The organism is Clostridium sp. MF28, from assembly GCF_002969175.1.
Lineage (GTDB): Bacteria > Bacillota > Clostridia > Clostridiales > Clostridiaceae > Clostridium > Clostridium beijerinckii.
In genome coordinates, this window is the sequence record NZ_CP014331.1 from 3,988,668 (window position 1) to 4,010,993 (window position 22,326).

A 22,326-nucleotide genomic window follows, 5' to 3' on the forward strand; every position below is an offset into this window, starting at 1 on the left:
ATGGAAAAATTAATTATTATTTTGATTTCTATAGGATTGGTTATATTAGATAACTCACTAATTCCGTTTTTTTCAATAAAGGGAGCTTATCCGAGTTTACTATTTACTTTCGCTATAGCTTATTCATTAGTCAATAAGAAAGAACGAGCTGTATTTATGGGTGTTGTGAGTGGGATACTTCAAGATATTTTCTTTTTTAATGGTTTTGGTGTAAATTCATTATTGAATTTATTTCTATGTCTTCTAGCAAGTTTTATTGGAGCGGGAATAATAAAGACTAAGAGACTTATACCTGTGATCTCGGCTTTTTTTATAACAATAATTAAATATGCAGGAGTTATGTTGATATTTAATTTTTTTAATATTGAAATACAATTTTCTAAAAGTATCATTATGGGGATATACAACGGAGTAATAATGTTTTTTGTGTATAAATTAGTAATGAATGTTTATGATGATGAGTATTCAAAGCAAAGATGGAGGTTTAGATGATAGTAAATAAACCAACTAATAAAAAGAAAAAGAAGATTTCTAGATATACAGTTTTATCTATAATCATGATAGCTATATTTTCAGTGATTATTCTAAAATTATTATATATTCAAGTATTTAATTATGATGAATATAAGGATAAAGCAGATGTAACATCAACAAGATTTATATCAGAAAAAGCCCCAAGGGGTAAAATATATGATGATAAAGGAAATGTTTTAGCAACTAATATTGAAACATACACTATTACATATACGGAAACAAAAGATGCTGATAAACAGTTTTATATAACTATGAAAGAACTTTTCAAAATATTGAATGAGAACGGAGAAAGCATTCAGGATTCGTTACCTTTAAAAATTGATGGTAATAATAATTTATATTTTGAGTATAAAACTAATGATAAACAATCTCAAAATATAGAGGAATTGAGATTTAAAAAGGATAGGGGATTGAATGATACTCTAAAAAACAAAATGTTCAAAGATGTTGAAGAATTATCGGATGAACAAAATGCAAAACTGGATGAAGAACTTCTAAAAATAACTCCTGATGATGCGTTTTATGCATTAGTTAAATCATATAATTTAATTGGCCTTGTAGACCCAGATTATGACTCAAAAGAAAAGAAGAATATTTATTCCAAAATGGAAGGCAAGGATTTAACAGATATGATTTTAAAAGAAGGATATTCTTTAAATGATATTAGAAAATTCATGCTTGTAAAAGATGCTATAAAAATGCAGAGTTTTAAAGGATATAAATCAGTAACTATTGCAGACAATATTAAGAAAGATACTTCATTAGTAGTAATGCAAAAGAAATATGATTTGCCAGGAATAAATGTGAGTTCAGCACCTATAAGGTCATATCCATATAATAATTTAGCATCTTCAGTTTTAGGGTATGTATCTTCAATTAATGATACACAAAAATCAGCATATGAACTTAAAGGATATGATGTTTCATCGGACTCTGTAGGAAAGTCTGGAATAGAATCAGCTTTCGAAGAACAATTAAAAGGAGTTAAGGGTGGAACAACTGTTAAAGTTAATTCTAAAGGAAGCGTTTCACAAGAATTATTTAAACTTGAACCGTATCCGGGCAATGATGTGCATCTTACAATAGATAGGGACATTCAATATGCAGCAGATCAAGCATTAGCAGATAAAATTGAATATATAAGGAATAATGAAAGTGATGATAAAGGAAATAGACTGTTGAATGCAACCAGAGGTGCATTGGTAGCCGTTGAAGTTAAAACTGGAAGAGTATTAGCTTTAACAAGTTACCCTAACTTTAATCCAAATTTATTCACAGTTCAAGGACAATTAACGCCTGAACAGTATAAGGATTATTTTAATCCTGATTTAGAAAAGTTTGGACAGGAATTTATTAAAAGAATGGGGCTTAATAAAACTGTTGATGATTTGTTTCCGCCAAAAAATGGAACTAGAACAGATCCATATGATCTATATCCGAAAGCAATGTTTAATTATGCAACCCAGTCAAAAATTCCACCTGGATCTACATTTAAGCCGCTTACAGCAGTTGCCGGTTTGGAGTCTGGCGTAATAAGTCCTGGAGAAATGATAAATGATACAGGAGCATTTAATATTCATCCGGAGATTTTTGGTAAAGCTTTTGCACCAAAAGGACTAGAAGCTGCACAAGGTAATATAAGTTTAACAGCAGCTATAGCAAAATCGATTAACTTTTATTTTTATGAGACTGTTACTAGAATGTATATTCAGGCAGGAGGCAAGGCTAATAATGTTGAAGCTCTAAATTCCCTTGCTAAATATGCTTGGCAGTTTGGATTAGGAATTGATCCTAATAGTAGTGCTAAAGAATCGACAGGAATAGAAATAAATGAAAGTTTTGGTCAAACTTATAATTTTACATCATGGAGAAATACTGTGTTACAGATGTCTACAGATAATGTAATTAATTTTCTAGAGAGCGGAAACTATAATAATACAATATACTTTTCTCCAATTGATATAAGAGATAAAGATGATGATAATGATGAAGTTAAGAAGTCTAAGAAAGCTATAAAAGATAAAGTTAAAGATACAATAAATAAAGATGTTGATGATCCAACAGCGGTTAGTCATGATACATTTGCTAAAGATATTAGGAAAGATGTATTAAATTTGATGAATAATTCAGACGAATACAAAGCAAGTATTGCAGGAAGAAATATAAATTTAGATTCTCAAGCTACATTAATATCACAAGCATTAGCTCAATTTGCAGCTAATGATCAGCCAGGGCAAGTAAGATCGCCAGGTTCCCTTGTTTCAGCATCAATAGGCCAGGGGATGAATACTTTCACTCCGTTGCAATTAGTATCATACATCTCAACTCTTGCAAATGGAGGAACAAGATATAAGATTCATTTAGTAGATAAGATCACAGATGGGGATGGAAATGTAGTCCAAGAGTTTAAACCAGAAGTTTTAAATACGGTTAAAATGTCAAAGGAAACTCAGGATGCGGTTAAACAAGGAATGACAGCAGTTAACCAAGAAGCAGATGGTACCGGTAGTTCTACATTTTTAGGATATCCAATACCAACAGCTGGTAAGACTGGTACAGCCGATTTTGCTGAGGATCAATTACAAAAAGGAAGAGAACCTTTTGCAACATATGTCAGTTTTGCTCCAGCAAATGATCCACAGATAGCTGTAGCAGCAGTAGTATTTGATGGCGGTCATGGAAGTAGTATTGCATCAGTAGTGAAGTCAGTTTATGATGCTTATTTCAAGGATCAATTAAAGAATGATACACAGTATACTTCATCGTCAGATACATGGAAAAAATATGTTTTAGGTAATCCGTATAACCAAGAGGCAAATGCTTCACAGACAAATACAAATAAAACTCATTAGTAAAAGTTTATAATAGAGACTTTGTATTTAAGTATAAGTTAATAAAAATTAATTAATTTTTAAGGTATCTATATTAGGTATGCAATTATAAAAATTGCATAAAGTAAACCTAATTATAGATACCTTTTTATAAAAATTTAGATTTAGTGAGGGAAAAATGAAATATAATAATATTCTGAAAGGAAAATTTATCTCAAGACCAAATAGATTTATAGCTTATGTTGAAATTGATGGCAATGAAGAAGTCTGCCATGTAAAAAATACTGGAAGATGTAAGGAACTTTTGACACCCAATGCGACAGTATTTATTCAAAAAAATGATAATCCAAAAAGGAAGACTAAGTTTTCTCTTATAGGTGTTGTAAAAGGAGACAGAATGATCAATATGGATTCTCAAGTAACTAATAAGGTTGTTCATGAATGGATATTAAAAGGGAACCTCTTAAAAGATGTGACTTTAATAAAACCAGAAACTAAATATAAGAATTCAAGGTTTGACTTTTATGTTGAGACAAAGCATCAGAAAATTTTTATAGAAGTAAAAGGGGTGACTTTAGAGAATAATGGAATTGTAAAGTTTCCTGATGCACCTACAGAAAGAGGTGTTAAACATCTTAGAGAACTCATTGATTGCGTTAGAGAAGGGTATGATGCTTACGTAATATTTGTAATACAAATGAAAGATGTTGTTCATTTTGAACCTAATGTAGAGACTCATAAGGAATTTGGAGATACACTAAAATATGCAAAAGAGAATGGTGTAAATATAGTTGCAGTAGACTGTTTAGTAGATGAAGACAGTATTAATATAAGGGATTATGTTGATGTAATATTATAGTGTGATAGCTGTTCAATGCTTTGGTATATACACTGCATATTATCAAATTTTGATGTTTTATATGCTTTTGTAAAATTTAATCAAAAATTAGTGAAACATATATACAAAAATAGTCAGTATAATGATATAATTTTAGAGAGGTTGCCATTTTCAAAACAATTTAACTATTTTAACCTGCAAAATTCATTGGAGGGAATGAATGTATAATAATGATGGTATTTTAATAAAGGGAAATAAAGATGGAATAAATACAACTATCAATATGAATAAATTTGCTTGTTTTGATGATATGCTTGTATTACTAATAAAGAAACTTTCTAAAGGAAAGCATTTTTATAAAGGGACAACTCTAATATTAAGAATAGATTTAAAATTGGTTAATAAAAAGGAAGTAGGCATTCTTAAAGAAAAATTATTAACTCAAATTGAATTAAAAGATATTGTTCTAGAGGATATAGAAAAGGAAATTGAGCAGGTGAATGAAAAAGAGGTTAAGGTATTCTCCGGTGTATACGAAGGGAAAACTAAATTTATAAGAAAGACAGTTAGAAGCGGAGAATGTATTAATTACCAAGGAAACATAGTTATAGTAGGAGACATAAATAGTGGTGCAGAAGTATATGCAGCAGGGAATGTAATTGTTTTAGGACGTATAAGGGGTAAAGTGAGCGCTGGGACTAATGGAAATATAAAAGCGGTAATAGCAGCATTCCTACTACAACCTGAACTATTAAAAATTGCAAATGTTATAGCTATGTCTCCAGATGATATCCAAAAGCCAAGCTATCCAGAATTAGCAAAAATTAGGGATGGGTTGATAATAGTGGAACCATATTTACCAAATAAATATATATACTAAAACGTCGGAGGGATTTTTTAATGGGAGTATCTATTGTAATAACTTCAGGTAAAGGTGGAGTTGGAAAAACAACAACTACAGCCAATATAGGAACTGCTTTAGCATCACTTGGTAAGAAAGTAGTTGTTATAGATGGAGATACAGGGCTTAGAAATTTAGATGTATTGCTAGGATTAGAAAATAGAATAGTATATACAATAATTGATGTTATAGAAGGAAGATGCAGATTAAAACAAGGACTTATAAAAGATAAGAGATTTGCTAATTTATTTCTTTTACCAACAGCTCAAACTAAGGATAAAGATGATATAAGTCCACAGGAAATGTTAAAAATAGTAAATGAATTAAAAGAAGAGTTTGATTATGTCTTAATAGATTCTCCAGCAGGAATAGAACAAGGATTTGAAAATGCTGTAATAGGTGCGGAAAAAGCAATTATTGTTGTAAATCCAGAAATAACATCTGTTAGAGATGCTGATAGAGTTATTGGTAAGCTTGATTCAAAGGGATTGGAAGACCATTCTGTTATTGTAAATAGATTGAACTATGAAATGACTAAGAATGGAGATATGCTTGATGTAGCTGATATTATTGAAACATTATCAGTTGAGTTACTTGGAGTAGTTCCAGACGATAAGAATATAACTATTTCAACTAATAAAGGTGAACCTATTGTGTTAGAAGAGGGTGCGATTGCTGGACAGGCGTTCAAGAATATAGCTAGAAGAATTACAGGTGAAGAAGTTCCTATTATTGATTTACATACAGAAGAGCATCAAGGATTTTTTAGCTCCTTAAAGAAGCTATTTAAGCGAAATTAAGGGAGGATGAGAAAATGGGGTTTTTTAAGAGTTTAAATAGTAAGCCAACACCTAAAGAAGTTGCAAAAGACAGACTAAAGCTAATTCTTATACATGATAGAGGCGAAATTGCACCAGATATTATTGAGAAAATAAGAGAAGAGATTTTAGAAGTAATTTCTAAGTATATTGATATACAAGTTGAGGATGTTGAAATATCCGTAAATAAGAATGGAGATGAAGAAGGTGAAAATACTTCTGCATTAATAGCTAACATTCCAATTAAAAGTATAAAGGGAAGATAAGTAATTTGTTTTACTTAAATTATAAGAGATGTTTGTTTTAAAGAATGGGATGGTTAATTCTTTAAAACAATTCATCTTATTTTTTTATAATAATTAGGTTTATTAAATATGGGTGACTTTGGAGATTTAACAAGATATTATCTTTAAATTATTACAAAATTATTATGTTTTTTATGCCCAATATAATTATTATGGAGAATGCGGTAATAATAATGTATAATTAAGATTGATTGAGTTATATAAGATTAATATAACTAGGAGGTGAGATGTTGTTTAGACTATTAAAATTAGATATGAAATTAATTAAAGAAATTGATAAGACTATATTAATTTCTTTAATTCTTTTAATTTTATACGGAACATTTAATATATATCTATGCACAAAAGGACAATTTGGATTGAGTTTTGTAAAGCAACAGCTGGGTTGGTTTGCAATATCACTTGTAGCGTTATATATTTTTGTGGCAGTAGACTATAAGATAATATTTAACTATGTACCTGTATTATATTGGGGAGTTGTAGTTCTTCTTATATTAACTATGGTTCCAGGGATTGGAATAGTAGTTAATGGCGCTAGAGGATGGATCCGTTTAGGAGTAGGTAACCTTCAGCCGTCAGAATTTGCAAAGTTTGTAATTATACTTATGCTGGGTAAGAAGCTAGATGAGATGGACGGAAAAATAAATGATGTTAAGAATTTTCTCACACTAGCATTTTATTGCATAGTACCAGTAATATTTATTGTAATCCAACCTGATATGGGAATGAGTATGGTATGTTTCTTTATAGTTTTAGGAATTTTTTATACAATGGGATTTGATACGAGGATTATTGCTGGAGGATTAGCGTGCTTAGTACTTGGAATAGTGATTGTGTGGAATTCAGGACTCATAGAAACATATCAAAAAGCAAGATTTACAGCATTTTTGAATCCAAGCATCGATGATGCAAGTACGTATCATTTAAATCAGTCATTGATTGCAATTGGTTCAGGTGGATTACTTGGAAGTAGTCCGTCACTGGCTCAAGATGGGATTACAACATATGCTGCACAAAATGTACCAGAAGTTCAGACGGACTTTATTTTTGCTGCAATAGCAGATCAATGGGGCTTTGTAGGTGCAATTGTTTTGTTAATGCTTTACGGATTTCTTATATATAAGATGATTTCAGTAGCGCGAACATCTAAAGATATATTTGGCTCAGTTATATGTGTTGGAATAGTGTCATATTTTCTATTTGCTATATTGCAGAATATAGGGATGACAATAGGATTACTACCAATTACAGGAATAACCCTGCCACTTGTTAGCTATGGAGGAAGTTCATTGCTTACAACAGTAATTTCAATAGCACTAGTAATAAATGTAGGAATGAGAAGAAAAAAGATACACTTTTAGAATAGGCATGTTGCTATAATAAATTTATACAACAATTTCAATAAGTTGAGCGCTCAATTAGGAGTGAAATGTAAAAAAATAATTATAGTGAATATACCAAAATTATTTATAAAATAATAGGATTAATAATTTTATCCAGTACAGTAGAAATTGCAAATAAGAATTTTGAGTACAGTATAGAATTATTAATCTTATTTTAATTTTTAAGGAGTATATGTTATAAGATAGATAATTTTCGAAGAGTAGGTATTAGTGACATAAAAATTCTAGATAGTGTATTTTTTCAATTAAGCAACCCAAATGATATCTAAATATTGTGGAATTTAGCAAATACAAAGATTCTCAACAATTTTGTTCTCATAATTTTATGAAGTACTAAATATACTTTAATGTGAATGAATTTGAAAGGAGTGTATCATGGGCAGCTATAGATCAGCTTATGAGGATTACTATAAGAACATTAATAATACAACGAAAGGAAGAAAGGATAAAAGGAACCATTTGACTTCAGGTAAGAAGTCTAATAATGCTATCATTGGTTCAAGATATGGGAGTAATATGAAAAGTAACGATAAGATGATAAATGTTTTGATTAAGAGAATAACTAAGGAACTAACCGGAGCTACACTTTTATTGCTATTTTTTGTTGGATTGAAGTATACCCCTTACGCACAAGTACAAGAAATGCACATTAAATGTAAACAAGCATTAAACCGAAATTTTAATTATAACGAGTATATAGATACCTTTAGTACAATGCAGATAGGAAATATAAAAGGTAAGGATTTAAAGATTGGAAATTTTACTGTAGATGATTTGAAAATTGAAAATTTAAAGTCAAGGACTTTTAATTTTATGGAATATATAAGAAACAACAGTAATATGAACAATTAAATTTATAGGAAATAACATATTATTATGAATATAAAATATATTTTAATATTTGATTAAGTTCCATTTTTTACTTGTGCATTGCAAATTATTTTGATATAGCAATATTATAGGGGTTAGAAATGAAGAAATGGTATATGGTATTGATTTTAGAACTGTCGATATTAATGTGGCTTGGAGATTATGAAGGTTACATTGTTATTAGTTTTCTATGGGTAATATTGCATGAATTTGCACATATGATAGTTGCAAGTAAATTTGGGTGCAAATTTAATAATGTTAATATTAGCATATTTGGTGCTAAAGTCGAATTAAGTGACATCGATGAGTTAACTGAAAGAAAAAAAATGATTTTATATTTAGCTGGACCATTTTTCAATATTTTTATGGCCGTGGTTATGTGCTATTTATATGGATATTTTAAGTATCAAATTATTGAAGATAGTATAAAAGTTAATTTCTTTTTAGGAGCATTCAATTTATTGCCTGCTTATCCTCTTGATGGTTCAAGGGTATGTGAAATACTATTATCAAAGAAGCTATTATATAAAAGATCAAAGAAAATTACAGAAATCTTTAGCTTTATTATTTCAGGAACATTATTTTTAATATTTATTATAATAATGATATTACATAAAGTTAATATAAGTTTATTTCTTGCAGTCATATTAATCACATATGCAACATTTATAGAAAAAGAAAAAACTATGTATATAATAATGGGAGATATGATCAAGAAAATAAGAAAGTTAAAAAAGCATAACTATATAGAGAATAAATCAATTTCTGTGTATTATAAAAAAGGTTTAGTTAATGTTTTATCTTTAGTTGATAAAAACAAATTTAACAGTTTTTATATTCTTAATGATGACATGGAACTCATTAGTATAATACATGAAGATGAGCTTATAAAAGCATTAAAGGATTATGGAAATATAACACTAGAAGAGTATGTACAATTAAAAAAGAAAAATAATTAAGCTCGTTAAAAAATAACAGAAACGTAATGGTGATTTAACTTACTTTTTTTATAATTTAAGCATGTGATGAAGAGTAATAACTAGTACCATAATAAAAATGTATCTTCTATGTGTGAAAATGCATTTTTGTATTGTGATTCAGACAATTACTTGTTTATTACTCTCTAAATGTGATTAAAAAGGGTAGGAGCGTTAATATGGATACTTTACTTCATGGGAAAATAGGTTATTTTCTTAGCAAGGAATTAATTGAGAGAGGCTACTCAAATATTATTGATAGTAACTTTTTTATTTATGGAAATGTGTTACCTGATTTAAAGCTCAAATATAGAATGACTATGCATAGTAAAAATGAGGATTGGGAGAAGGTTATAGGGATTATTGATGAAATAATTTATGGTGAAATTAAAAGAAATAAGGAGATTTCAATTAAGCTAGGAATATTGAGTCATTACCTATGTGATTTTTTTACTTTTCCACATAATAAAGCTTTTGAAGGAAATATTATTAGGCATGAATTATATGAACAAACTCAAAGAATTTTATGGTGGAAAAAGCTATCTGAAGTGTGGAATGAATGCACAGAGGAATCCAGAATAGAATTAAAGTCTATGAATGATATAGTAGATTATATTGAAGATATGCACAGTATTTATATTAGAAATTTAGGAGATAAAAGGCGAGATATTTTTTTTAGTAATATTTTAGTGAGAGTAGTTTTGTCATCTATATTAAAAATAAAACAAAATATAGATGAACATAAAGTAGAAGAAAGTATTAATAGATGCATAGTATGATAATAGTTAGTAGTGTGGAGTTAATAATTAAAATTAATTATTAACTCCATTTCTTATATAGAAAATTTTAGATTTTTTATGAATTACCAAAATTTAAAATATTAATTTATTGCTTTAACACAGGTATTTAAAAGTAACTGTATAAAAATTTGTGAAAAAATTATAATTTAATGCAAAATTTTCATATGAAGAATCGTATTATATTTAGATAGTATAAAAAATAACTCATTATTAAAGATTGGAGGATATTTATGAAAAAGAAAGGTATTATAAGCGGGATATTAACATTATGTTTAATATTGTCTACTATTTCTATTCCGACATTTGCTGCGGATGAAGATAGCAAAAACTTAGAGCAAGCTATTATATCAGCAAAGAAAATTATAACAGTTCCAGATGATTATACAGAGTTTACACATAATTCAAGCGAACGTGAAGTTAGGGGGACAAAAGTTAGAATTTGGGATTTAAATTGGGCAGAAAAAGAAGATAAGAAAGGATCAATATCTGCATCAATAGGTGAAGATGGATTCTTATATCAATATAGTAATTATGATGGGGATAGCAAGGAGAGCAAAGACGGTTTAGCAAATATTACGAAAGATCAGGCCCAAGTTTCAGCAGAAGATTTTTTGAAAAATGTAATTCCAGAATATATTGGAGAAATAAAGTTAGTAAAAAATGATTCAGCTTCTTTTCAAGGGGATGAGTATAACTTTACTTATCAAAAGTTTGTAAATGAAATTCCGGTTAACTATATTTATATAAATGTTGGTGTAAATAAATACAGTGGGAAAGTGACATCATTTAGCAATGACAATTTAGAAGTAAAGGGAGCTGAATATCCTAATTTAAGTGGAATAATTGATTCTGTTACTGCAGAAAAAGCATATATAGATAAAATAGGTATAGATTTAAAATATTATTCTTATTATGATTATGAGAAGAAGAAAATGAATATATTTGCAGGATATGCTCCAAGTAATATAAGTGAATTTATTGATGCTAAAACTGGACAAGTAGTATCATATTCAAGTGATAATAAACTAGATGGTAGAAATAAGGATCATTCATTAGTAAATGCTTCTGCAAATAATTTGGATAAAGCAAATCAAGAGTTGACACAAGAAGAGATTGATGCGATTCAGAATGTTGCAAATCTTATAAGTAAAGAAAAGGCAGAAAGTATACTTAGAGAAACATCTGATTTAATAACGGCTGATATGAAAGTTAGTGATGCATCATTAAATAAAAACTATCTTGATGATGAATATTCATGGAATATTTCTTTTGACGGTGTATATGGAAGAGTGAATGCAAAATCTGGAGAAGTAATATCATTACATTCTTATAATTATAATAAACTTGGAACAAGTGGTAATACTTCTAAGGCAGATGCGCAAAACACAGTAGAAAACTTTTTGAAAAAAGTAGCACCTAATAAGTTTACACAAACAAAGTTTAAGGATATAAATAATCCAATTTTAAAGATTACTGATAGACCAATAGAAGAAAATACTTTTATGTTTAATTATGTACGTCAAGTGAATGGAATAGAGTTTTCTGGAAATTACTTAAATGTTGAAGTAGATAAGAATACAGGTAAAATCATTGGTTATGATAATAACTGGTATGATAATGCCTCTTTTCCTGACATTAGCAATATTATAAGTAAGGAAGCTGCATTTAATAAAATTAAAGATTTAGCAGGATTCTCATTACAATATACAATGTTAGATGCAAATAAAGTTGGAATAGTGTATGACTTTATAAACAAGAATGATAGTTATATTATTGATCCTATAAATGCCATAAGGATAGATTATAGTGGAAAAGCATATAGAGAAAATAAATTACCAGAATATACGGATATAAATGGGCATTGGTGCGAAAAGACAGTAAAAGAACTTTTAGATAATGGGTATTATATAGATGGGGAAAAATTTAATCCTAATATGAATATTACTCAAATAAATTTCTTTAAATATATATATTCGCCAGTAAAAAATAACTATAGCGATGATGAATTTTATGATATGTTAATTCAAAATGGGGTAATTAAAGATGAAGAAAAAGCTCCAAATTCAGTAGTATCATATAATGATGCAGCAAAGTTTATTATAAGATACTTAGGCTATGAGAAATTAGCTGGACATTCTGAAATATTTAATAGTCCTTTTAAAGATAATATAGAAGACTCATATAAAGGATATGCATCAATGTGTTATGCTCTTAATATTATTAAAGGGGATACAAATGGAAATTTTAATGGGTCGCATAATATAAGTAATGCAGAAGCAGCTGTAATTGTATATAACTTGATAAAGAATAACAGAAAATAGATTTTATGAAAGTGCTAATCTTTTTATGAGGATTAGCACTTTTGGTTGCTGTAGTATGAAATGTGGAAATAAAGTTAATAAATTAGTATAATATGATGTAAACAACATATTTTATATGTGAAAAAGTTATTGTTTAGAATTGATATTACATAAGGAGAGAATAGCTGATGTTAACATTTATTTTTTTACTAGCATTTCAGGGATTTTCAGGTGGAGTAGCTGGATATATCACAAATAAATATGCAGTTGATATGCTTTTTAAAGAATATACGCCTTTAAAGCTAGGAGGGGTAATTAAAAAGAAGAAGGAGAAATTTATTGAAGAGATTAGCGAATTAGTAGAAAGAGATATAATAAATGCAGATACATTAAGGTCTGAAATGCCTAATATAAATATAAATAAATATATTGAACAAATGGCTCAAACTTTTTTTGAGAAGCAATTAAGTAATAGTTTAGGAAATACTAAAATAGCTGAAATAGATGGTTTCTCTGATAGCATACTTAAAAGTGAAGAATTTATAAGAAACAATCTAAATATACTTTTACCAGAATTAATAGATGGTTTTATGCGTGATGTTGATCTGCAAGATATATTAAGTGAAAAACAGCTATCAAAAGTTATAAATTCAGGCTATGAGCTGCTGATTTTCGAACTTGAAAAGACTGATGCGGTGAATGGATTTATTTCTGATTTATACAAGGAAAATTCTGATATTACTTTAGCTGATATTTTTTCTAAAGAAGTCCAGAAAAAATTAACTGATAATATTATAGAGTCTGTTGAAAACATAATTCATAATGATATTTTATCAGATGAAAAGTCATGCAAGATGTTTTTGGACAATATACTTTCAAATATAAATATAGATGCAACGCTTGTCAAATTACAAGACTCTATCGGAAGTCGAGATATTAATCATTTTATTACGGAAACTCAGCAAGAAGAAGTTATTTCAAGATTATTCATTAAAATTACTGAATTTATTAACTCTTCTGAAGGAAAGGATTTAATATTAAAAATTACAAATGAGATTGTTTTGATTTCGAAAAATATTGATTTTACTCTTTATGAAATACTTCCTAAAGAGATAGAAAAATCACTCACGAATTTTATAAAAATAGTTATTCCTAAGGTCATGCCTTATATCTTGGAGTGGATTTCAAGTAATAAATCGTCTTTGGATGAAATGATTGAATCCGCAATTGATGAAGCGATACAAGATATAGATGAAAGCATAAAGAAACTTATAATCTCAAAGGTTAGAAATGCACTTATGGGAGATGTTTCATCTAAAAATAATATTGTTAATAAAATTATAAGCTATATTAATAATAATTTTGATGATGAATCAAGTGATAAAATAATAACTTCTATTATAGATTACTTGAAGGACACCAAGGTTAAAAACATAGTAGAATCATTGGAAAAATACAATTTAGCTACATCTGATGATGTTGCTGAAATTATTACTAAAGTATTTGCAGCTCATGGAAAGAATACGTTGAGGATACTAATAAAATCTCAATTTTCAAAGAAAGTAAATGAGATTGCTAAGTTAGATTTGTTAAAATTATTCAATACAAAGTTTAAGCCAATGTTATATGAAAGTATTTTTAAAAACAAAACGAGATTATGTAAAAACATAAATACCTTGATTGCACAATTCATAAATTCAAAGAGTGATGAAATATTCCACAAAAAATTATCAGAATTATTTAAAGATAAAAGTGTACTTAGTTTATCTAATAAATTTTCAATATGGGCCAATAATTTGCTCAGAAAGAACAAAGATACATATAGCGAGAGATTAGAAGATATTATATTATCAAATGTTAAAAAACTTAAAATAGGAGATATATTATCAAACTATAATGTGAACATATTGGAATATATTGTGGATAATTCAGTATCAATTTATAGAGAAACTGTGGATAAATATAAGAATTATCAAATTAAGGAATTAGTTAATAAAGGATTTAATAAGGATCAATTATCAAATATTCTTATAAATAAAGGTTACCCGGCATTAATATCTAAGCTTCCAAGTTTATTAAATGGAAATATTAAAAAAATCGCAAAAAATAGTTTGAGTAAATATGACGAGGATGAAATATGCGATATAGTTCAAGATTTTATGGGAAGTCAACTTAAACCACTTTCTGTTTTTGGTGCTGTTTTAGGTACTGTGGTTGGGATAATATATCAATTAATATTTCCAAATTCTATTGGACTTTACGGATTTCCAAGTAATATGTTTAATGGATTGTTGTCACTTGGAGTTATGGCATTTATAGGATACATAACAAATGTTGTAGCTTTGTGGATGATTTTCCATCCATACAAAGAAAATAAAATTATATCTAAAATACCATTTTTTAAGAAGTTCGCATTAGGATATATACCGGCACATAAAAATGAGTTCGCAATTGGAATGGCGAAACTAATTGATGAAGAATTATTAAACAAAGATGAAATTAATAAAAGTTTCAATTCTCATAAAGATAATATGTCTTCAGTACTAACTACCTTAGTTAAAAATAATAATTATCAAATTTTAGTTGACTTTGCTAGAAGTAAAAAGAATGATTTTGTAAAGTATATCTATAAAATAATCTTAAAGTATTGTAATAGTAGTTCAGATTTATCCGAAGGAATTACTAACAGATTAAAAGAAAGCAAATTTGATAATTTTATCAAGGAAAGTTACATTCAGAATGGAATACCTAAAATAATAAGTAGTATTAGTAATAGTAAAAGTTCTTTAACGAAGTTTATAGAAAATAAAATATCTTCAAATTACAAAATTGGTGATGTTATTTCAGAAGATATACTTATTGAAATTCAAAGTTATATTCAAGAGGAAGGCAATAAGCTTATACAAGATAATCTTAGTACTATTGAAAAGGTAGATTTTATAGATTTAATTACAAAAGAATACAAAGATTATTATTCTGTAGCGATAAAACAATCATGTAAAGAGGTTATAGGTAAAGATTCTATAGAAAAAGCAAAAGTTAATATAGGGAAATATGTATATGAATATTTTTCTAATGATTTTAAAATATATTTAGAAAATATGATAAGTAAATATTTATGTAATGGCTTAGATGAAAATAATGATGTAGGATCAATGTTTGATGGTAGAGTCAAGAATGTAATTGATAATAATCTGCATCCTATAACGTCTTATTTTTCAAATAAATTAATTGTTTACTTAAAAAATAATCAGAATATTATAACTGAAAATGTACAAGAAACTATTAAGAGTGAACTTAATTTCTTTGAGAAGATAGCCTATGCAACTTTTGGTGGAGATGACATAGCATATAGAGTTGTTGATATTATACTAAATAAAAAACTTCCTTTAATGCTAAGAGAAGAGAACGATAAACTTATTAATACTACAAAAGCTGCATTAAATGAAAGTATATACCCTATTAGATTGAGTGAATTAAATATAAAGGGTGAAGAATTTAATATTCGAATATTAATAAATAATTTATTTGAACAATTTGATAAGAATGTTGACTTTGAAGGATATATTTATAATGCAAGTGATTTAATTTTAGATTCATTAGCTGTGGCTCCACTTTCAGAATATCTTGAATTATTTGGATTAAGCAATTTAGATTCGATTTATAAGAAGTTTTTTGAGGAAGTCAATATTATAAAAGAAGATATATATAGAAGCACAAATATTAATAAAGATAAATTATCTATAACAATAGAAAAGTTCTTTAATGAAAATATGTTGAAAAATTTATTCAACATTGAATTTAATTCTGTATTATTAAAAGGAATTGATAGATATGAAATTGAAAATTGTATAAGTAATATTTTAAGCATAATTATTGAGAGCGAAGAATCAAAAAAATCGATATCTATGTTTATGGAAAGTTTCTATGAAAATACATTATCGGAATTAAAGATAGAACAAATTATTGATGTAAGAACTCTAAGCAATGATATTGATAGGGTTATTAGATATACTTTCGCTAATACAGAATTTAACCAAAAAATTATGATTGCAATTGATACTTTAGTTCAAAATGCAATTAATAACAATTTTTACTTTATATCAGATAGATCCAAGGATTATTTTATAAGTAAAACTATTGAAACAGGTTTAAATTCAGTTAGTGATTATATTGTACCAATATTGAGGGAAATAAATCTAAAGAATATCAGCAATAAGCAAATTGAGCTGCTCAATCCAAAGGAAATTGATGTAATGTTTAATTCTTTTGCAGGAGACTTTTTCAATAAGCTTCGCCTTTATGGAGTGTTTGGATTTGTATTTGGTATAAATGCCGGATTATCATTCATATTATGGATAATTGATTGGAGATATAGTAAGAAATACAATGATAAGAACTCAAAGGCTTTGAAGGAATTGTAGAATAAAATAAATTGTATATAATTTTGGAAACAATAAGAATATTCCCAATCAGAATTAATTATGTTAGAATAGGGGTAGCAAATAAGAAGTATAGCAATTAGAGTTTATACTTCTTTTATTTATGCATAAGCAAAAAGTGCGTTCATTTAGTATTTGATATACTAAAAGTTTTAAATTCTTTAAATTTGACAAAAATTTAAAGGTGATCATTTATGCAGAATTGCACATATGATAGTGTGTTTTAAGGAGGAAATTTATTAATGAATAAAATTTCAGATGATATCTTATTTAAAGTTGAAAAACCAAGTAGATATACTGGTGGAGAATTAAATGAGATTGTTAAAGATCCAAAGGAAGTTGACATAAGATTTGCATTTTGCTTTCCAGACGTTTATGAAGTTGGAATGTCACATTTAGGAAGCAGAATACTTTATCATACTATAAATCAAAGAAGTGATACATATTGTGAAAGATCATTTGCACCATGGCCTGATATGGAAGAGCAGCTTAGAAAAAATAATATTCCATTATTCACGTTAGAAACAAAAGATTCTCTAAAGGAGTTTAATATTTTAGGTTTTACACTTCAATATGAGATGAGTTATACAAATATTTTAAATATGCTTAATATGTCTGGCATTACTATAAGAGCATCAGAAAGAGGAGAAGATGAGCCGATAGTTATGGCTGGTGGACCTTGTGCATATAACCCAGAACCTTTATATGATATCATTGATTTCTTTGAAATTGGTGAAGGTGAAGAAATGATGAATGACGTTTTAGATGTTTATAAGAAGTATAAAGGAAAAGGAAAGAAGAAAGAATTCCTAAGAGAAATATCTAAAATACAAGGTATTTATGTACCTTCATTATATGATGTTATTTACAATGAGGATAGTACAATTAAAGAATTTAGACCTAAATATGATGATGTGCCAAAAACTATTACAAAGAGAATTATAAATAATTATACTAAGGTAGATTTCCCTACAGATATAATAGTTCCTTATTCAGAAATTGTTCATGACAGAATAGTTCTAGAATTATTTAGGGGATGTACAAATGGATGTAGATTCTGTCAGGCAGGTATGCTCTATAGACCAGTTAGGGAAAAAACAAGAGAAGATTTAAAGGAATTAGCAAGAAAATTAGTTAAAAGTACAGGATATGAAGAAATTTCTCTTTCATCATTAAGTACATGTGATTATTCTGATATAAAAGGATTAATTACAGATTTAGTTAATGAGCATGAAGACGACAGAGTTGGTATAGCACTTCCGTCTATAAGAGTTGATGCTTTTTCTGTAGATTTGCTTAAGGATATTCAGAAGGTAAGAAAGACAGGATTAACTTTTGCACCAGAAGCAGGTTCTCAAAGAATGAGGGACATAATTAACAAGGGTCTTACTGAAGATAAAATTTTAGATGCAGCTACAAGTGCATTTGCAGCTGGGTGGAAAACTTTAAAGCTTTATTTCATGATTGGACTTCCATATGAAGAGCTTGAAGATTGCATGGGAATTGGAGAATTAGCAGAAAAAATAGTATATAGATATAAACAAGTGCCAAATAAGATAAATAATAATAAAGGTTTAAGGCTTACAGTAAGTACATCAATACTTATACCGAAACCATTTACTCCATTCCAATGGGCACCTATGGCAAAGTTTGAAGATGTTACTGAAAAGATCAAAGCTGTTAAATCTTCAATTCAATCAAAATGTATAGTCTACAATTATCATGAACAAAAAACGTCTGTAATGGAGTCTGTTTTTGCAAGAGGTGATAGAAGATTATGTGAGGTTTTAATAAAAGCCTTTGAAAAAGGTGCTAGATTTGATGGATGGGATCAACACTTTAAATTTGATGTATGGATGGAAGCAATGGAAGAGTGTAATTTAACTGTAGATTTCTACGCATATAGAGAAAGAAGTTATGATGAAGTATTACCATGGGATTTCATTGATATTGGAGTAAATAGAAAATATTTAGAAATAGAAAATGAAAAAGCTAAAAGAGCAGAGTTAACACAAAACTGTAGAGAAGGATGTACAGGATGTGGAATTAATGTGAACTTTAAAGATGGGGAGTGTTTTGAAGGTGCGATACTTAACTAAATTTACTAAAGAGGAAAATATTAAGTTCATATCTCATTTAGATGTGCTTAAAACTATTCAAAAAAATATTAGAAGAGCGGGGCTACCTATAGAATACTCTCAAGGATTTAACCCCCATATGAATACATCAATAGCACAACCTTTATCGGTAGGAGTCTATTCAAGTGGTGAATATATGGATATGGTGTTAACAACTGAGATGGATGAAAATGAAATTGTGGATAAATTAAATGAGACCGCGCCAAGTGGAATAAAATATATAAGTGCACTTGCAATTCCTTATAAAGAAGGAGAGAAGAAAGTTCCTCAAGCTATGGCTTTAATTGATGCAGCAAGATATACTATAAAAATTAAGTATTCTGATGTCTCGAATTTAGAAGAGGAAGTTAGTAAACTTTTAGAAACTAATGAGTGGAATACAGTCAAGAAAAGCAAAAAAGGTGAAAGAGAAGTCAATATAAGGGCTTTTGTTAAGGAGTTTAGTTTCTGGGTTAAAGATGAGTTCTTAATTCTTAATGCAGTTATAAGTACAGGAAGTAGGGAACATTTAAGCGCAGATTTACTTGTTAGTTATATCCAAGAAAAAACTTCAAATGCGATTTTAGATTCGTTTGTTAATACCAAAAGAGAAGAAATGTATTTTTACAAGAATAATAAACTTGTACCATTATATAAATGTGTATAAATATATAATTCACAATTTACAATGCGCAATACACAATTAAGGAATAAATCTCTTAAGAGATTTTAAAAATTATAATAAATGCAAAATACTAAGGTATCAAATTATATGATAATTAGATTTTCAAAGGAAATTGCTCACTAATTGTGCATTGTGAACTGTGCATTGTGCATTGACTAGGATGTGTTATAGAATGAAAGAGATTTTTGTTGAGAGAAGAGAAAGAATTTTAAGGGTAGCTATTAAATCTAATAATGAATTGATAGAAAGTATCGTTGAAGAAAGTAAGAATGAACCCATAATAGGAGAAATTTATAAGGGGAAGATTAAAAACATAATTCCGGCTATAAACTCAGTGTTTGTTGATTTGGGGTTAGATAAAGAAGGTTACCTATATTATAGTGATGAATTAAAGGCAAAAGGAATAAAAAAGGGAGACGATATACTAGTAGAAGTTTTAAAAGAGCCTCTTAATGATAAAGGCGCCAAATTAACTGCAAAGGTGTCAATTCCCGGGAAATATATTGTCTTAAATTGTTATGAGCAAGGAATAGAATTTTCTAAGAGAATAGAAGATAAAGAAAAGAAAATAGAACTATTGAGTAATATTGAACCGTTAAAAGATGTTTGCATAACAGTAAGGACAGAAGGTGCAAATGTAGATATAAATATTCTTAAAAATGAGATTTCTAAGCTTTATGATGAATTTCAAAATATAGATAAGAAAATGAAACATTCATTAGGAGTAAGAAAGATTTATGGTGAAGATTTAACATTAACTAAGCTTTTGATGAATTTTTCTGGAGAAGAAATTATAAAAATTTATGTTGATAATAGCATTGATTTTGATAAGATATCAAGCTTTGCCAAAGGACAGGAAAATTTAAAAATAGAGAAGTATGAAGGATATAGAAAACTTTTTGATTTTTATGGAATTGAGAAAGAACTATTAAGGTTGAGGCATAATAAAGTTAACCTACAATGTGGCGGATACATAGTAATTGATAGAACTGAAGCAATGTATGTTATTGATGTTAATAGTGGAAAAAACATAAAGGAGAAAAGTTTCAATAAAACAATTTTGGAAACTAATTTAGAAGCGGCTAGAGAAATAGGAAAACAGATTAGGCTTAGAAACTTAAGTGGAATTATAGTAATAGATTTTATTGATATGAGAGATAAAAGTCAAAGAGATATTGTAATGGATGCACTTAAGGAAAGTCTTAGGTTAGATAAAGGTAATGTAAAGATATTCCCATTTACCCAGCTAGATTTGGTTCAAATAGCTAGAAAGAGGCAAGGAAAAAGTATATATGAATATATGGAAGAAGAATGCAGCCTATGTAAAGGAAGAGGAATAATTCTAAAGTTATCTTATATTGAAGGGCTAATAAAAAATGATATAGTAAGGATGCAGGAAGAAAGTTCTATAAATTGTTTTCATATACAAATGGATAGCGTTTATAAAGATAGAATAAGAGAAAATATTTTTGAGTTTATGAAAGAAATAGATGGATTAGATAAAGAGATATATCTAAATTATGTAGATAATATAGAAGGATATAAAATTGAACCACTGATATTTCAGGGGCAAAAAGATAATTTAAAAGATTATAAAGTTACAGTTATAGAAAAGTATTAAATCAGTTAACAATCATGCTAAATTATGTTTATATGGATAAATTATAGATTATACTTTACAAAGTAATAGAAATATGATAAACTGGCTTTTGTAGACCGCGCACGTAAGGTTTTATGTAAAACAAGGTTGAATCTTTGTACCAAAAGTGGCGAGACCGTTATGAGGAGGTGTTTTAATGTACGCAGTATTAGCAACAGGAGGAAAACAATACAGAGTTCAAGAAGGAGACGTAATATACGTTGAAAAACTTAACGCTGATGTTGACTCAACAGTTGAATTAAACGAAGTTTTAGCTGTAGGAACTGAGGAAGGTATCAAAGTTGGTGCGCCAGTAGTTGAAGGAGCTAAAGTTGTAGCTAAGGTTGCAGCACAAGGTAAGGCAAAGAAAGTTGTAGTTTTCAAGTATAAGTCTAAAAAGGACTATAGAAGAAAGAATGGACACAGACAACCTTACACTAAGCTAGTAATCGAAAAGATCGAAGCATAATAAAATTATGGTTAAAGTAAAAATCAAACAACATAATAATGATATTGTTGGATTCGTAATAAATGGTCACGCTATAGGTAATGACAGAGATTTTTCAAATGAGCCTGCTTTAGTAGGTGAAGCATTTGATATGATATGTAATTCAGTTTCAGTTTTATCTCAAAGTGTAATTATTGGTTTGGATGAAGTTTTAGAACTTAATTCAACATACGAAATACAAGATGGATACTTAAAATTAGACCTTCAAGATTTTAATCTAGAAGAACTAAATCAAGCTCAAGTTTTATTAAAAACTTTTGAAAAAAGCTTGGAAAGTGTAATTTTAGGATTTGATCAATTAGTAGGGAAAAAGAAACGTAGAGAATATATAACTTTAATAAAAGAGGAGGTGTAGTCA

17 protein-coding genes are annotated in these 22,326 nt (G+C 28.2%); all 17 read left to right on the plus strand.

The annotated features are described in order from the left end of the window. The 17 genes from mreD (at position 1) to AXY43_RS17670 (ending at position 22,323) form a co-directional block, all read left to right on the plus strand. Positions 1-492, plus strand: a complete 492-nt coding sequence (gene mreD / locus AXY43_RS17590; protein WP_105411880.1) for a rod shape-determining protein MreD — start codon at positions 1-3, stop codon at positions 490-492. Beyond that, complete coding sequence (locus tag AXY43_RS17595) at positions 489-3,386, plus strand: penicillin-binding transpeptidase domain-containing protein (RefSeq protein WP_105411881.1); 2,898 nt, start codon at positions 489-491, stop codon at positions 3,384-3,386. The genes mreD and AXY43_RS17595 overlap by 4 nt, the downstream gene beginning before the upstream one ends. A gap of 157 nt (positions 3,387-3,543) precedes the next feature. Further along, a complete protein-coding gene (gene sfsA, locus AXY43_RS17600; protein ID WP_023973721.1) occupies positions 3,544-4,224 on the plus strand; it encodes a DNA/RNA nuclease SfsA in 681 nt (226 codons plus the stop codon). Between the two features lie 199 nt (positions 4,225-4,423). Beyond that, positions 4,424-5,083 carry a septum site-determining protein MinC gene (minC, locus tag AXY43_RS17605; protein ID WP_105411882.1) on the plus strand — a complete coding sequence of 220 codons (660 nt, stop codon included), beginning with the start codon at positions 4,424-4,426 and terminating at the stop codon, positions 5,081-5,083. 20 nt (positions 5,084-5,103) lie between these two features. Then, positions 5,104-5,904 carry a septum site-determining protein MinD gene (gene minD, locus AXY43_RS17610; protein ID WP_078115861.1) on the plus strand — a complete coding sequence of 267 codons (801 nt, stop codon included), beginning with the start codon at positions 5,104-5,106 and terminating at the stop codon, positions 5,902-5,904. A gap of 14 nt (positions 5,905-5,918) precedes the next feature. Beyond that, positions 5,919-6,188 (plus strand): cell division topological specificity factor MinE, encoded by a 270-nt coding sequence (gene minE, locus AXY43_RS17615; RefSeq protein WP_011967847.1) that lies wholly within the window; start codon positions 5,919-5,921, stop codon positions 6,186-6,188. A 266-nt stretch (positions 6,189-6,454) separates the two neighbouring features. Beyond that, a complete protein-coding gene (locus tag AXY43_RS17620; protein ID WP_406585012.1) occupies positions 6,455-7,588 on the plus strand; it encodes an FtsW/RodA/SpoVE family cell cycle protein in 1,134 nt (377 codons plus the stop codon). 417 nt (positions 7,589-8,005) lie between these two features. Continuing rightward, positions 8,006-8,482, plus strand: a complete 477-nt coding sequence (locus tag AXY43_RS17625; RefSeq protein WP_105411884.1) for a hypothetical protein — start codon at positions 8,006-8,008, stop codon at positions 8,480-8,482. A 119-nt stretch (positions 8,483-8,601) separates the two neighbouring features. After that, positions 8,602-9,459 (plus strand): M50 family metallopeptidase, encoded by an 858-nt coding sequence (locus AXY43_RS17630; protein ID WP_011967850.1) that lies wholly within the window; start codon positions 8,602-8,604, stop codon positions 9,457-9,459. A 197-nt stretch (positions 9,460-9,656) separates the two neighbouring features. After that, positions 9,657-10,256 (plus strand): zinc dependent phospholipase C family protein, encoded by a 600-nt coding sequence (locus tag AXY43_RS17635; RefSeq protein WP_077855504.1) that lies wholly within the window; start codon positions 9,657-9,659, stop codon positions 10,254-10,256. A gap of 251 nt (positions 10,257-10,507) precedes the next feature. Continuing rightward, positions 10,508-12,598: an S-layer homology domain-containing protein gene (locus tag AXY43_RS17640; protein WP_105411885.1), complete on the plus strand. Its 2,091-nt coding sequence runs from the start codon at positions 10,508-10,510 to the stop codon at positions 12,596-12,598. Between the two features lie 167 nt (positions 12,599-12,765). After that, positions 12,766-17,001, plus strand: coding sequence for a DUF445 family protein (locus AXY43_RS17645; protein WP_105411886.1), 4,236 nt, complete (start codon positions 12,766-12,768; stop codon positions 16,999-17,001). A gap of 260 nt (positions 17,002-17,261) precedes the next feature. Further along, positions 17,262-19,118: a TIGR03960 family B12-binding radical SAM protein gene (locus AXY43_RS17650; protein WP_077856101.1), complete on the plus strand. Its 1,857-nt coding sequence runs from the start codon at positions 17,262-17,264 to the stop codon at positions 19,116-19,118. Next, on the plus strand, positions 19,102-19,803 hold the full coding sequence (locus AXY43_RS17655; protein WP_077856100.1) for a TIGR03936 family radical SAM-associated protein: 702 nt from the start codon (positions 19,102-19,104) through the stop codon (positions 19,801-19,803). The genes AXY43_RS17650 and AXY43_RS17655 overlap by 17 nt, the downstream gene beginning before the upstream one ends. Before the next feature lie 190 nt (positions 19,804-19,993). Next, complete coding sequence (locus AXY43_RS17660) at positions 19,994-21,442, plus strand: Rne/Rng family ribonuclease (RefSeq protein WP_011967856.1); 1,449 nt, start codon at positions 19,994-19,996, stop codon at positions 21,440-21,442. Between the two features lie 175 nt (positions 21,443-21,617). Beyond that, the gene (gene rplU / locus AXY43_RS17665; protein ID WP_011967857.1) at positions 21,618-21,929 is read left to right on the plus strand and encodes a 50S ribosomal protein L21; all 312 of its coding nucleotides are present in this window, start codon (positions 21,618-21,620) and stop codon (positions 21,927-21,929) included. Between the two features lie 7 nt (positions 21,930-21,936). After that, positions 21,937-22,323 carry a ribosomal-processing cysteine protease Prp gene (locus tag AXY43_RS17670; RefSeq protein WP_011967858.1) on the plus strand — a complete coding sequence of 129 codons (387 nt, stop codon included), beginning with the start codon at positions 21,937-21,939 and terminating at the stop codon, positions 22,321-22,323. Positions 22,324-22,326 lie beyond the last annotated feature (3 nt).

Bases quoted from the DNA above. Each gene is read 5' to 3' on its own strand.
- mreD (WP_105411880.1), top strand. From the start codon at position 1: ATGGAAAAATTAATTATTATTTTGATTTCTATAGGATTGGTTATATTA.
- AXY43_RS17595 (WP_105411881.1), top strand. From the start codon at position 489: ATGATAGTAAATAAACCAACTAATAAAAAGAAAAAGAAGATTTCTAGA.
- sfsA (WP_023973721.1), top strand. From the start codon at position 3,544: ATGAAATATAATAATATTCTGAAAGGAAAATTTATCTCAAGACCAAAT.
- minC (WP_105411882.1), top strand. From the start codon at position 4,424: ATGTATAATAATGATGGTATTTTAATAAAGGGAAATAAAGATGGAATA.
- minD (WP_078115861.1), top strand. From the start codon at position 5,104: ATGGGAGTATCTATTGTAATAACTTCAGGTAAAGGTGGAGTTGGAAAA.
- minE (WP_011967847.1), top strand. From the start codon at position 5,919: ATGGGGTTTTTTAAGAGTTTAAATAGTAAGCCAACACCTAAAGAAGTT.
- AXY43_RS17620 (WP_406585012.1), top strand. From the start codon at position 6,455: ATGTTGTTTAGACTATTAAAATTAGATATGAAATTAATTAAAGAAATT.
- AXY43_RS17625 (WP_105411884.1), top strand. From the start codon at position 8,006: ATGGGCAGCTATAGATCAGCTTATGAGGATTACTATAAGAACATTAAT.
- AXY43_RS17630 (WP_011967850.1), top strand. From the start codon at position 8,602: ATGAAGAAATGGTATATGGTATTGATTTTAGAACTGTCGATATTAATG.
- AXY43_RS17635 (WP_077855504.1), top strand. From the start codon at position 9,657: ATGGATACTTTACTTCATGGGAAAATAGGTTATTTTCTTAGCAAGGAA.
- AXY43_RS17640 (WP_105411885.1), top strand. From the start codon at position 10,508: ATGAAAAAGAAAGGTATTATAAGCGGGATATTAACATTATGTTTAATA.
- AXY43_RS17645 (WP_105411886.1), top strand. From the start codon at position 12,766: ATGTTAACATTTATTTTTTTACTAGCATTTCAGGGATTTTCAGGTGGA.
- AXY43_RS17650 (WP_077856101.1), top strand. From the start codon at position 17,262: ATGAATAAAATTTCAGATGATATCTTATTTAAAGTTGAAAAACCAAGT.
- AXY43_RS17660 (WP_011967856.1), top strand. From the start codon at position 19,994: ATGAAAGAGATTTTTGTTGAGAGAAGAGAAAGAATTTTAAGGGTAGCT.
- rplU (WP_011967857.1), top strand. From the start codon at position 21,618: ATGTACGCAGTATTAGCAACAGGAGGAAAACAATACAGAGTTCAAGAA.
- AXY43_RS17670 (WP_011967858.1), top strand. From the start codon at position 21,937: ATGGTTAAAGTAAAAATCAAACAACATAATAATGATATTGTTGGATTC.